Here is a 12,227-nt window from a genome sequence, read left to right on the forward strand (position 1 = left end):
GGCCTGCCATCGTCTTAGTTAGGCTTGCACACATGCGAACTGCCGTGGTGCGTGTCAACGTCGACCCGGAAAGCGGGCTCACGCCCGCACAACTACGTGACGGCATGGCAGCTCTCCACGAGCTCGCGGCCGCGGCCGGCGCCGACGTGGTCAAAAACGACCTCGCCACCATGCCGGTGCGCCGCCGCGAGGTCGAATTGCTCATCGCGGCCGAAGACAGCGGCGCCGCGCAGAACACCGCAATCGGACTGTGCGCCAAAGCTTTCGGCACCACCCCACGCCCGGGTGTGATCACCTTCGTCAGCCGGGGCACCAACGACGACGCACACGGGGTGCTGTCCGCCTTCGGGCTGACCGGCGACATCGAGCGAACCCCGGGCGACGACGGCTTCGACATCGTGCACGTGACGCTTCGGGAGAAAGACCTCGAACGGATTCCGGAAAGCCGTGTGCACACGGCGCTGGAGGCGTCGCTCAATTGCGAGGTCCACATTCGCACCCGGTAGGAACCACAAAAGACGACGTAGGGACATTACGAGCCCAGGAATTCCAGGATCGCGGGCGCCGCCTGCACCCACGTGTCGAACATGTTGAAATGCTGCACCCTGCCGGCGGCGCGGTCTTCGGACGCGCGCTCCCAGGCGTCCTCGGGCCAGGGCGGATCAATGAGCTTTGACCCCTTGATCAAGCAACTGACCTCCAGCGACGTCCGCTTGGGGTGATCCATGTCGTTCTCGCCGCCGCGAATGATCAAGGTGGGCACCTTGATCCGGTCGAACATCTCATCCTCGACGCCGGGAATCGTCTGCCCCGGCTTGGAAACGAACGCGTTGAGCCAGCGCAGCATCACCTTGAGGAATTCGTCTTTGTCGAAGTCGAGGAATCGCTGCTTGTTGTTCGGGTTTTCCTCGATGCGATCGCGCCACTCCTGCACCTTCACCACGCCGTCCATCCCGGTACCGCGCACCGCGAGAATGCTGGGGATGATGTAGAAGGAGCCCAACACGAACGTGCCGTAGACGCCGCCGACGATGTTCCACACCACGAGCTTGGTGACCATCTCGGGGTAGAGCATCGTGGTGAGCATCGAATCCCTTGCGCCACCGGAGCCGCCGGCGAGGATGCAGCGCTCGAAGCCCAGGCCGGTCACCAGCTTGTGCAGCGTCTCGGCACGCATGTGCGATTCGCTCTGGCCGTAGAACTGAACGTCGGAGGCACCGCAGTTGGGCCGGTCCCACAGCAACACGCGATAGCCGCCGGCGGCCAGCGCGTCCGCGAGCGGACGCAGGCCCTCGATCTCCTTGCTGAACCGGCCGCCCGGCGTCAGGGCAATGAGATCGCCGGAGTCACCGAGGATTTCGTAGACGACGTTTCCCCCGTTGATCTCGATTGAAGGCACCTGATTCTCCTGTTGTCTAGGCCTGCACCAAGACGTCGTCGCCGACGACGCGCACCGGATAGGTACGGATACTCCATTCGGGCTTGACCGCGGTGGTGCCGGTCGCCAGCTCGAAACCCCATTGGTGCCAAGGACAGTAGATGTACTCCAGGTCACGCACCATGACCGAGTCGCCCGGGGCGGTCTCGTCGACGATCGTGCGCCCCCGGGCGCGGCCCGAACACAGCGGACCGCCCTGGTGCGGGCAATAATTCGCGATGGCATAGAAGCTGCCGTTGACGTTGTAGACGCCGACGCCGTGCCGCCCGATCGGCACCAACTTGTGTGTTCCCGGCGGGATTTCGTCGACCGTCGCCACTACGTGTTCGCGGCCCTGGGCGAGGCGAGGCTCGGGCCGTTTCGTCTCCTCTGTCAACTCAGAGCACCCGGACCTGGCCCTCGAGGACGGGAACCGTCTCGGGCAGGTGGTATGTCGCAATGCCGTTCTTGTACATCACGGCGTCCCGCGCATGCTTGGGCAGATGCTTGACCAGCCAGCGCGGATCGTCGAACGTCCAGTGCGGGTAGTCCGAGGAGAACAGCAGGATCTTCTCGCACTCCATCCATTCCAGCGCGCGGGTCAGCTCGGTCTTGTCCTCGGGGTAGTCCAGCGGCTGGGTGGTGAACTTGATGTGGTCCTTGACGTAGTCCGACGGCTTGCGCTTGATGTCCACCCACGACTTGCGCGCTTCGTAGATCGCATCCATGCGCCACATCAGCGGCAGGATCCAGGAGAACGCGTGCTCGACGAACACGATCCGCAGCGTGGGGAACCGGTCGAACACGCCATCGAAGATCAGGCTCATCACCTGGTTGGCCGCCAGCAGTGAGTAGGTGACCATGAAGTCGTGGTTGTAGCTGGGGAAGCCCACCGGCGGGATCGGTAGCTCGTCGTACTGGCTGCGCGACAGGTGGCAGCTGACGGTGATGTCGTGCTTGGTGGCGGCGGCCCAGATGGGGTCGTATTTGGGATGACCCCAGGACGGCTTCGGCTCCGCCTTGATCAGGATCTGCGCCATGAAGGGATGCCCGGCCCAGCGCTCGATTTCGCGCACCGACGCTTCCGGCTCCTCGATGGCGAGGCAGATCGAGCCCCGCCACCGTTCGTGCCAGTTGTTGTGGCTGTCGAGCCAGTGATTGGCCTGCCAGTCGTTGAGCGCGTACGACATCGCGTGCTGCGCTTCGGGAAGGCGTGCCGGGTAGGCGGCGGGTTCCAGGATCGCGATGTCGGATCCCGCCTCCATGATGAGCTGGCGGAACGCCATATCCGGGTCGCTGCAGGGGAACTCGCCGTTGGCGGGGAACGAATCCACGCGCATCGCGTAGGAGTGCGCGTAGTCGGGAGCGTCGTAGTAGATCAGCTCACCCACGTTGCGGTTGAGGAAGTACTTGCTGCGCCAGGGCTCGGGGATGTACGGGACGAGCTCGCCCCGCTTGGGCGCCGGGTGGACGTCCGAGTCGACGCACCGGACGGCTATGCACTCCGCGGCGGGGACCCGCTCCTGCGAATGGGTCAACGTCATGTTGAACTCCTCGGTCTCACGTCTTACTCCTACTGTGCGCCGACTCCGGCGGGGATGTCTATCCCGTACAGCCGCGCCGCGTTACGCCAGCACACCTTCTCGCGCTGTTCGGCCGACAGCGCACCGGGAAGTTTGCCGGCGTCACCGAACTGCCAGTGCGGGTAGCTCGAGCCGAACATCACCATGTCGTCCTTGCCGGTGAAGCCGAACCATTCGCCGGCGAACTCGACGTCACCGGGACCGTCGAGGCTGCCCTGAACGAAATACACGTGACCGGGCAGGTAGTCGCTCGGAATCCGCGGCGCCCACGGCGTCTGTTCCAGGTGCGGCCGGCCGAACGTGTCCATCCGCCAGATGAACGGCGTCAGGAAGTCGGCGGCGCCGTCGGCCCAGACGAATTTCAGGTCGGCAAAGCGCTCGAACACGCCCTCTGCGATCATGTTCATCTGGTGGTAGATGTAGTTCAGCGCCATGAAGCTCACGTATTGCTCGTACGTGCGGGTGTTGCCGGACGGCGTCGGCGGGAACATGATCCCGTTGCCGACTTCGATGTGCGCGGCCACCGGAAGTCCCGCGTCGACCGCGGCCTCCCACAACGGCCAGAATTGTGGCTTGCCGTAGAGCTCGCGGGATTGCAGCGGCACGCCTATCTGGACGACGCGCGGATGCGCACGCCACCTCTCGATCTCGCGCAACGCGCCGGGGATGTCGTCGGGGTTCACCCGGATGGTGCCGCGGAATCGCTCGCCGAAGTCGGGGGACTCCAGCCAGTTCGACACCATCATCTCGTTGTGGGCGGCGTGTAGCGCGCTGCCCAGGTGGCGGTCCGGCATGATGCCGCGCCCCATCGGGTGCAGGACCGCCACGTCGACCCCACGCTTCGAAAAGAGCTCATTGGCAACGAATTCCGGATCCGAACCGGGATACTGCCCGTCCGGGCCCTCGGTGTTGGGCGCGTACTCACCGCCCGGAGCGCCATACCAGTCCATCTCGTAATCGGGGAACCCGCGGCTTTTGAACGGCTCGCGGAGAGTTTTGCGCAGCGCCTTGTTGGACGGAAAGAAAATGTGCACGCTCGCGTCGATGAGCGGTGTGCGGGTTCCGTCAGCGTGTTCGATCACGAAGCCATCCTTCGACTCGGGCGGCCAACGCGCACCCAGTCGGGTCATATGATAGATAATCTAACATTCTTCTCGGCGGTCAATCAACGGGTTTTCGGTAAGCATTTCGTTTAGTCATCGTCGCTGGTAGTCGCGGTTTTCGGGCCGCGGGCGCCAGTATCGTTCTTAAATCCGGATAATACCATTCTCGCGCCTTGGGCAGGGGTCGTCACAGTGGCCGGGTCGTGCGGAGGCGCCCGGTCAGGAAGAGGTGCGGCCCACGGTCACGCCGGCGGCCTTCTCCAGCGGTTTGATCACCGTCGTGAAGTCCGAATCGGGGCCCTGGTCGTCCGCGACCTTCGCCCAGAGCCGGCCGATCGTTGCGGCGACGTCGGTCGGCACGGCGAGCGCTTCCGCCTCGTCGAGGTACAGACGCACGTCCTTGACCATCAGGCCGGTGGCGAAGCCGTAGTCGAAGGTCCGGTTGAGGATCGCCCGGGGGAATTTGTCCCGGCTCGCGCTGGTGGCGCCCGACCCGGCGTTGAGCACCTCGATCATCACGTCGGGGTCGAGGCCGGCCTTGACGCCCATCACGACAACCTCGGCGGTGGCGGCCAGCACGTTGGCCGCCAGGATGTTGTTGGCGAGCTTCATCGTCTGCGCCGAACCGGGTTTGGCCCCGACGTAGAGGGGCCGGCCGATCGCCTCGAGCGCGGTCCGGACGGCGTCGAAGTCGGCGCGCGGACCGGACACCATGACCGCGAGCGCGCCCCGCTCGGCCCCAGCGACCCCGCCGCTGACCGGGCTGTCGATCGTCGCGATGCCCCGCTCGGCGAGCCGGTCGTGGATCTGCACCGCCACCCGGCTGCCGACGGTGGACAGGTCGACATAGCGCTTGACTCGTGCGCCCCCGATCACGCCGGCGGCACCGGTGGCCACCTCGAGCGAGGCGAGCGGTGTCGGCAGGCTCGCCAGGACGGTTTCGGTGCGGTCGGCGACCTCTTTCGGCGATGACGCCGGAAGCGCCCCCTCGGCGACGATGCGCTCGAGTGCCCCCTCGCGCGTGTCGAAGGCGACGACATCGTGGCCCTCCTGAATCAGGCGGCGCGCCATGGGAAATCCCATGTTGCCCAACCCGATGAATCCGACCTCCACGACGAGCCCTAGTCCCGGTCGGCTTCGGCGAACGCCTCACGCGCGATGCGGAAGCTGTCGACAGCGGCGGGCACACCGGCGTAGATGGCCACCTGCAGGAAGACCTCGCGGATCTCGTCGCGGGTGACGCCGTTCGTCAGTGCGGCCCTGACGTGCGTCCGCAATTCGTTCGGCCGATTGAGCACCGAGATCATCGCCAGGTTGAGCATGCTGCGCGTCTTGCGGGGCAGCTCCTCGCGGCCCCACACCGCGCCCCAACAGTATTCGGTGACGAGATCCTGCAGGGGCTTGGTGAACTCGTCCGCGTCGGCCAGCGCGCGGTTGACGTAATCCTCGCCGAGCACTTCGGAGCGAATGTGCAGGCCCCGCTGGTAGGTTTCGCGATCCAATGGTCTACTCCTTCGTCGTGGAGGTCGGCGCGCCGGAATCGCCGTGACCGCAGTCTTGCATCGCGGACACTGTGCGCGGCCCGCACCCGAGGCTCGATGCGCCCCGCCGGGAGCTCGCTCGGCCGCCTCGGTCACCCCATAATCCATTTGCGAGATTATTACTTCCACCGACGAGAATGATATTCTCGCCTCGGCGGTGATGACAGGAGGCGGCCTTCATGCTGTTGGAGTTCGATGCCGATCAGCGGCTGTGGCAGAAGACCGTTCGCGACGCCGTCGCCAAGCAGTGCCCGCCCTCGCTGGTGCGCGGCGTGGCGGAAGACGGCGTCGACCCGAGCCCGTTGTGGAAGTCCTATGTCGACCAGGGCTGGACCGAGCTGAGCGATCCGGAAAGCGCCGTCGAGCTGGCCATCGTGCTCGAAGAGCTCGGACGCGCCACCGACCCCACCCCTTTCCTGGCGACGATGAGCCAGTACGCCCCGTTGGCGGCCGCGCACTTCGACCCGCACGAGTCGGGTACCGCCGTGTACACCGGGGTGGCGGCGCATCGGGACGCGGACGGCTGGGTGCTGGACGGTACGGCCCGCCATGTGCTCGACGGCGACCGCGTCGACCGGCTGGCGGTGGTTACCGACGCCGGGGTGTTCCTCACCGCGTCGAACCAGGTGTCGGCGCGTCGCTCCGCGGTCTTCGACCCCGTCCTGCACGTCGCCGACCTGTCGTTCTGCGAGGTCCGGGTGCCCGACGCCGCCCGGCTCACGGTCGACCCCGAGCGCGCGCGCCACCTGGCGCTCACTGGCATGGCGATCACCATGGTCGGCGCCTGCCAACGCATTCTCGACCTGGTGCTCGAACACGTCCGCAGCCGTCAGCAATTCGGTGTGCCGATCGGCTCGTTCCAGGCCGTTCAGCACAAGGCCGCGGACATGCACGTCGCGGTGGAACGGGCCCGGGCACTGGCGTACTTCGCGGCGCTGACGATCGCCGCCGACGATCCCCGCCGCCGGCTGGCGGCGGCGATGGCCAAGGCGTCGGCGGGGGAGTGCCAGTCGCTGGTGTTCCGCCACGGGTTACAGCTCCATGGCGCAATGGGATTCACCTGGGAGAACGATCTGCAGTTCGCGCTGAAGCGAGCCAAAGCCGGCGAGCTGATGCTCGGTGGCGCGGCCGAGCACCGGGCGCGCATCGCGGAGGAATACCGTGCAGCTGACTTTTGATTCCGACGTCGAGGAGTTCCGGGCGCAGTTCTCGGCCTTCCTCGACGAGAATCTGCCTGCCGCAAGCGAAACGCTCGAGCGCCCGCGGTCGGTATCGCACATGCCTCGGTGGGCGCGCGACTGGCAGCGGCTGCTGTTCGACAACGGCTGGCTCCTGCCCGGCCAGCCGCCCGAGTTCGGCGGTCGCAACGCGACGGTCATCCAGCAGTTCGTCTACCTCGAGGAGCTCAGCCGCCGTCGCATCTACCACAGCTTCAACCCGCAGGGCGTGAATATCGTTGCGGCGTCGCTGTTGTCGTTCGGCAGCGAGGAACAGAAGCGGCGTTGGGCGGTGCCGATCCTGCGGGCCGAGATCACGGCCTCGCTCGGGATGAGCGAACCCAGCGCGGGCTCCGACCTGGCGTCGCTGCGCACGCGCGCGGTGCTGGACGGCGATCACTTCGTGGTCAACGGCCAGAAGGTGTGGACGTCGGGAGCGCACGACGCCGACGTGCTGCTGACCTTTGTCCGCACCAACCCGGATGCCCCCAAGCACAAGGGAATCAGCGCACTGGTCATCCCCACCGACAGCCCGGGCCTGGTGCGCCGGCCGTTCCCGTCGCTCTGCGGTGCCGACGATCTGGATTTCAACGAGGTCTTCTTCACCGACGTGCGGGTGCCGGCGGAGAACCTGGTCGGGGAGCTCGACCAGGGCTGGCGGGTGGCCAACGGGTCGCTGGGGCATGAGCGCACGATGATGTGGCTGGGTTTCGCCGATCGCCTCGACAACATGATCGACGACTTCCGGCCCCACACCGAGGTCGAGCGCGACCAGTACGCGAGCACCATCATGGACAAGCAGGCGCTGCGGCTGTTGGGCTCGGTGGCGTTGGCGCGTGCCGCGCGCGGCGAAGACGACGTGGCCGCGATCTCGGTGCTCAAGCTGCTCGGGTCCGAGGCCGAACTGCGTGGCATGGAGCTGGCGCTGACATCGGCGGGATCCGACGGACTCGTCCACCCGGGGCAGACCGGGCCGTACGCGCACATGAACCTCGACCATTATTTCGCCAGCTGGTTCGAGCGTTACGCCCGCAGCTTTTCCGGGACCATCGCCGGGGGCACCTCGGAGATCCAGCGCAACATCATCGCCCAGCGGGTGCTCGGGCTCCCGCGGGGTTAGCCGCCCAGGGCAATGCGGGTGGCTAGACCGGGTCGAATTTGGTGATCAGCCACTGGCCGTTGATCCGCGCCAGACTCACCAGCACGCTGCTGGACGTCATCGCCGGGTCGGGGTTGTCCTTGCTGGTGGTGCTCTGGTCGACCAGCACCAGCACGACCGCCGAGTCGGGCCGCAACTCCGAGACCGCGGCGCCGATCTCCCGAGCGCTGGCCTGCAGCGACTTCTGTTTGGCCGCCGGGGCGACGATCTGGTCGGTGAACTGGTTGTAGTACGAGAGGAAGTCGCGGAAAGGTGTGACTTCGCGGCCGCAAAGTCTTTGTCGAGCGTGTCGGGCGAGTAGAACAGCAACGCGACCGTGCCGTCGGACGCCGCACCGACGACCGCGTTCGCGACGCAGGCGTCGGTTTGTCTGTCGGGCCGGTAGTACTCGAAGTACAGCCACGTGGCCGCACCGGCGGAATCAGCAGCAGCAAGATTAGAACGACGGGAACGACTTTCAACCTGCGCCGCACGCGGGTCCCGTCACCCGCATCCCGTTTGGTCGGCGGGGCGGAATCGTCGGCGGTGTCGACGTCGCGGGTGTCTTCGCTCACGGCATCGCAGCTGCAAGCCCTGCACCGCCGCCACCGGGGACAACCGCCCGCACCAGGACACACCCGACGCGTCGAGTTCGAGTACCGCCGCGGTGGCACCCTGGCCTACTTCGCCGCCTACGACGTCCACCACGCCCGAGTGCTTGGCCAGATCGCCCCCAAGACCGGCATCGAACCCTTCGAGAAGTTGGTGGCCCACGTCATGACGACCGAACCATATGCCTCGGCCCGACGGGTGTTCTGGGTCGTCGACAACGGGTCGTCCCACAACGGGGCGCGCTCGATCGAACGCCTGAACACGGCCTGGCCCACCGCGACCCTGATACACCTCCCGATCCATGCGTCCTGGCTCAACCAGGTGGAAATCTACTTCTCGATACTGCAGCGAAAAGCCATCAACCCCAACGACTTCGCCGACCTCGACCAACTCTCCGAACGCATCATCGGCTTTCAGGACCGCTACAACAGCACCGCGACACCATTCGACTGGACCTACACCCGAGACGACCTCAACGCCTTCCTGAACCGCCTCGACCTCAACGACACCAGCCTGCACGCCGCATAACCCCCGACGAACTAACGACCGTGACCACTAGCGCTTCAGCTTCGGCGGCTTCGGCCTCGGCTTCCTCGATCAAGGCCATCGTGTCGGCCTTCGAGGTGGCCGGATCTCGCGGCGGTTTCTTGGCGTCAGCCATCGCGCTTGCTGCCCGTTGCCACCATGATTCGACTGACCCCTGTGCGTTCACGCGGCTACCATCGCACGAGCCAGAACTGTGAACTGTTGGTGCTACCCGGTCCGCCACTGCAGCCCGTGTCGAACGTCGAGTCCACCTGACCCGCCAGCGTCGCCGCGTCCCACGTGTACACGTCATGCGACGGGAAGAACTGGACCGCGCAGCGCACACCGTCGGCCATGGTGTAGCGGCCGTTGGCCAGGTGGGCGTCCGACTTCCAAAACGCCGCCTGCCCGTTGGGTTGCGCGATCGCTTGACCGTCAGGCATTCCGGTCCTGGTCATATCGGCACGGTCGAATCGCAGAGGTCCAGCTGTGGCTCGGATCGCGGGGGTGTCCAGCCGATAGTTGCCGATCTGCATGTCCGCGCGTGCGGTGGCATTAAGAATCAGCGCGGCCGTGGCAAGCGCAAGGCTCACAGCAAGAGTCTTCACCGATGCGTCGCCCATCTCTGCACAAGCGGTTGACCCAATATCGGGCGCGGTCCCACCGAACAGGCCTACTCGGCAAATTGCGGGGGGCAACGGCTCAGTCGATGACGGCGGCCTCCTTGCGTTCGGTTATCGGCCTGGCAAGTTCTTGTTGGTCGCAAATGCGCTGCAATTTCTCCAGCGTCTCGTCCAGGCCGGCCCCGATCTTGCGGCCGGGGGTGAAGCCGGCCGGCAGCTTGCGCATGCCCTGGATGACGCCGATGGTCTCGTAGTGGATGGTGCCCTCGGGGTCGCAGTGATAGTCGGGCATCCGGTCGAGAACGGCCGTCAGCATCGATTTGAACACGGTGCGAGCCACGTTGGATCCGATGCACCGGTGGACGCCGAGGCCAAAGCTGAAGTGGCGATTACCCTTTCGGTCCAGCACGATCTCGTCCGGGTCTTTGAACACCGCTGGGTCCCGGTTGGCCATGGCCCACGAGATCCACAGCCGTTCCCCCTCCTTGAACTGGGTGCCGTCGAGTTCGACGTCGTCGGAGAAGGTTCGGCCGTCGCCGGGGGCCGGGGTGAAGTACCGCAGGAATTCCTCGGTCGCCGGGTCGAGCAGGGTATCGCGTTGCTTGCTGAGCAACTCGCGTTGATCGGGGTGCTCCGAGAGCCATTCCAGGGAATGGGCGGTCAGCGCCGTGGTGGTGTCGAAGCCGCCGCCGATGACCAGGCCGAGGTTGCCGAGGATTTCCAGGTCGGGGGCGGGCTGCCCGTCGATCCGCATCTCCAGCAGGGCGTTGACGATGCCGGGTCGCGGGTTCTGGCGAATCTCGATCATGTTGTTGACCAGGTCGAGCCCCATCTGCCGGTGCATCTCGGTGACCCGCTGGATATCCGGGGAGTGTTCGGGGGTGTAGACGGCCGCATGGGTGGGCTCGCTGTACATCTGCCAGTTCTTCAGTGGGATGCCCAGCATGGCCAGTGTCAGAACCGCGGGCACGACATTGGCCAGGTCGTCGACGAAGTCGATCTGGCCTTCCTCGATCTTCTCGTCGAGGCAGGCGCGGGTCACGTCGTCGATGAACGGCTTCCAGCGCTTGACCGCTGCCGGTGACAGGTAGGGGTTGAGCACGTTGCGATAGATGCGGTGCTCGGGGTCGTCCATCTCCAAGATGCCGCCGCGTACCCCGTTGATCCGGCTGGCCGTCGGAATCGAAATGCCTTTGTAGCCGCGGCGTTCGTTGTTGACATCGTGATCGTTGGAGACCGCCGGGCAGCGAGCCAGTTCGAACACCTCGTGGCTTCCGGCCGCCACCCAGTGGCCGCCGTAGGCGTCGCTCCAGGCCATCGGGCACTTGGCGTGCATCTCTTCGGTGATGGCCTTGAAGTTCGACCGGTATTCCGGGGAATGCCGCTCGAACTGATACCGCTTCTTCTTGCGGTCGCTATCGCTGACCGCGTCGCCGACACTCAAAGCTCTGTCTCCCTTTATGTGTCATTCGGTGATGATGATGGCCTGCTCCGGGCAGGACTGCGCGGCTTCGCGAACCTGGTCCTCGCGCTCGGTAGGCACCACTTCGTCGACCGCGGACGAACTGCCGTCGATGTCGCTGAGCTGAAAGGACTCCGGCGCGATCATCGCGCACAGGGTGTGGCCCTGACAGCGTTCTGGATCAACCCAGACCTTCACGGTGTCTCCTTGTGGTGGTTCCTTGCCGGCTCAGGTGTTGCGGCCGCCGTTGACGCCGAGGATCTGACCGGTGATGTAGCCGGCCTCTTCGGAGACCAGGAAAGCGCATGCCGCCGCGATGTCTTCGGGCTTGCCCATCCGGCGCACCGGGGTCCGCGCGATGGTCTCCTCGATGTCGCCCAGGAAGCCGTTCTTCTCCGCGGCGCGCAACATCGGGGTGTCGATGAAGCCCGGCGGCACCGCGTTGACCGTGATGCCGGCGGGGCCGTACTCGAGGGCCAGGGACTTGGTGAGCCCGTTGACGGCGGACTTGGCCGCCACGTAATGGCTCATGTACGGCGCGCCGGAATGCGTGCTCGAGGAGGAGATGTTGACGATGCGCCCCCACTGCGTCTCGATCATGTCGGGCAGCACGGCCTGAATGGTGTGGAACACCCCGTTGAGGTTGACGTCGATCACCCGTTGCCAGTCGTCGAACGTGATGTTGTTGAAGCGCTTGAATCCGTCCAGACCCGCGGCATTGACGAGAACCGTGACCGGCCCGAGCTTGGCGCGGATGGCCGCGAACGCGGCGTCCACCTGCGATCGATCGGTGACGTCCGCGGTGAACGAATGGTCGTCGTCCGACGGTCGCAGGTCGATCGTGGCGACGTCCAGGCCGTCGGCGCGCAACCGCTGCGCCACGGCAAGACCGATGCCGGATCCGCCACCGGTGACCACCGCAGTCTTCACGTTTGAGACCTCTACTCCACAGGTGACCGTCTCAGCCACAAAGAATCTCGCTTACGATTATGAGAACCTTACTCTC

The 12,227-nt window shown here is 65.6% G+C and carries 13 protein-coding genes and 2 pseudogenes; 4 read left to right on the plus strand and 11 right to left on the minus strand.

Annotated features, from left to right (window positions below; translation table 11 throughout):
* The first annotated feature begins 32 nt into the window (after window positions 1-32).
* On the plus strand, window positions 33-506 hold the full coding sequence (locus K883_RS12970; protein WP_008253705.1) for a hypothetical protein: 474 nt from the start codon (window positions 33-35) through the stop codon (window positions 504-506).
* A gap of 26 nt (window positions 507-532) precedes the next feature.
* On the opposite strand, the gene K883_RS12975 is transcribed toward K883_RS12970, so the two are convergent.
* From K883_RS12975 to K883_RS13000, 6 genes are all read right to left on the minus strand, one after another.
* Window positions 533-1,399: an alpha/beta fold hydrolase gene (locus K883_RS12975; protein WP_020821643.1), complete on the minus strand. Its 867-nt coding sequence runs from the start codon at window positions 1,397-1,399 to the stop codon at window positions 533-535.
* 16 nt (window positions 1,400-1,415) lie between these two features.
* Window positions 1,416-1,814 carry a Rieske (2Fe-2S) protein gene (locus K883_RS12980; protein ID WP_007168610.1) on the minus strand — a complete coding sequence of 133 codons (399 nt, stop codon included), beginning with the start codon at window positions 1,812-1,814 and terminating at the stop codon, window positions 1,416-1,418.
* Window position 1,815: 1 nt separating this feature from the next.
* A complete protein-coding gene (locus K883_RS12985; RefSeq protein ID WP_007168611.1) occupies window positions 1,816-2,961 on the minus strand; it encodes an amidohydrolase family protein in 1,146 nt (381 codons plus the stop codon).
* Window positions 2,962-2,990: 29 nt separating this feature from the next.
* Entirely contained in the window at window positions 2,991-4,082 is a 1,092-nt protein-coding gene (locus tag K883_RS12990) for an amidohydrolase family protein (protein WP_036455464.1), read from the minus strand.
* A gap of 240 nt (window positions 4,083-4,322) precedes the next feature.
* Window positions 4,323-5,216, minus strand: a complete 894-nt coding sequence (locus K883_RS12995) for an NAD(P)-dependent oxidoreductase (RefSeq protein WP_007168613.1) — start codon at window positions 5,214-5,216, stop codon at window positions 4,323-4,325.
* An 8-nt stretch (window positions 5,217-5,224) separates the two neighbouring features.
* Window positions 5,225-5,605, minus strand: a complete 381-nt coding sequence (locus K883_RS13000) for a carboxymuconolactone decarboxylase family protein (RefSeq protein ID WP_007168614.1) — start codon at window positions 5,603-5,605, stop codon at window positions 5,225-5,227.
* Window positions 5,606-5,823: 218 nt separating this feature from the next.
* On the opposite strand from K883_RS13000, the gene K883_RS13005 reads away from it, so the two are divergent.
* Window positions 5,824-6,822 (plus strand): acyl-CoA dehydrogenase family protein, encoded by a 999-nt coding sequence (locus K883_RS13005; protein WP_007168615.1) that lies wholly within the window; start codon window positions 5,824-5,826, stop codon window positions 6,820-6,822.
* Window positions 6,806-7,981 (plus strand): acyl-CoA dehydrogenase family protein, encoded by a 1,176-nt coding sequence (locus K883_RS13010; protein ID WP_007168616.1) that lies wholly within the window; start codon window positions 6,806-6,808, stop codon window positions 7,979-7,981. The genes K883_RS13005 and K883_RS13010 overlap by 17 nt, the downstream gene beginning before the upstream one ends.
* Before the next feature lie 22 nt (window positions 7,982-8,003).
* On the opposite strand, the pseudogene K883_RS28245 reads toward K883_RS13010, so the two are convergent.
* Window positions 8,004-8,574, minus strand: a pseudogene (locus K883_RS28245) (hypothetical protein).
* On the opposite strand from K883_RS28245, the gene K883_RS13020 reads away from it, so the two are divergent.
* Window positions 8,561-9,139, plus strand: coding sequence for a transposase (locus K883_RS13020; RefSeq protein ID WP_197095506.1), 579 nt, complete (start codon window positions 8,561-8,563; stop codon window positions 9,137-9,139). The pseudogene K883_RS28245 and the gene K883_RS13020 sit on opposite strands and share 14 nt — an antisense overlap.
* 188 nt (window positions 9,140-9,327) lie before the next feature.
* On the opposite strand, the pseudogene K883_RS28550 reads toward K883_RS13020, so the two are convergent.
* The 4 genes and pseudogenes from K883_RS28550 to K883_RS13040 form a co-directional block, all read right to left on the minus strand.
* Window positions 9,328-9,759: pseudogene (locus K883_RS28550) on the minus strand (hypothetical protein).
* 79 nt (window positions 9,760-9,838) lie between these two features.
* Window positions 9,839-11,203, minus strand: coding sequence for a cytochrome P450 (locus K883_RS13030; protein WP_007168621.1), 1,365 nt, complete (start codon window positions 11,201-11,203; stop codon window positions 9,839-9,841).
* A 21-nt stretch (window positions 11,204-11,224) separates the two neighbouring features.
* Complete coding sequence (locus K883_RS13035) at window positions 11,225-11,419, minus strand: ferredoxin (protein WP_007168622.1); 195 nt, start codon at window positions 11,417-11,419, stop codon at window positions 11,225-11,227.
* 30 nt (window positions 11,420-11,449) lie between these two features.
* A complete protein-coding gene (locus tag K883_RS13040) occupies window positions 11,450-12,151 on the minus strand; it encodes an SDR family NAD(P)-dependent oxidoreductase (RefSeq protein WP_007168623.1) in 702 nt (233 codons plus the stop codon).
* Window positions 12,152-12,227: the final 76 nt, after the last annotated feature.

The sequence above is a fragment of the Mycobacterium sp. TKK-01-0059 genome, assembly GCF_000709305.1.
Taxonomy (GTDB): domain Bacteria; phylum Actinomycetota; class Actinomycetes; order Mycobacteriales; family Mycobacteriaceae; genus Mycobacterium; species Mycobacterium intracellulare.

Coding starts and splice junctions, on each gene's coding strand:
- K883_RS13005 (WP_007168615.1), top strand. CDS start 5,824: ATGCTGTTGGAGTTCGATGCCGATCAGCGGCTGTGGCAGAAGACCGTT.
- K883_RS12985 (WP_007168611.1), bottom strand. CDS start 2,961: ATGACGTTGACCCATTCGCAGGAGCGGGTCCCCGCCGCGGAGTGCATA.
- K883_RS12970 (WP_008253705.1), top strand. CDS start 33: ATGCGAACTGCCGTGGTGCGTGTCAACGTCGACCCGGAAAGCGGGCTC.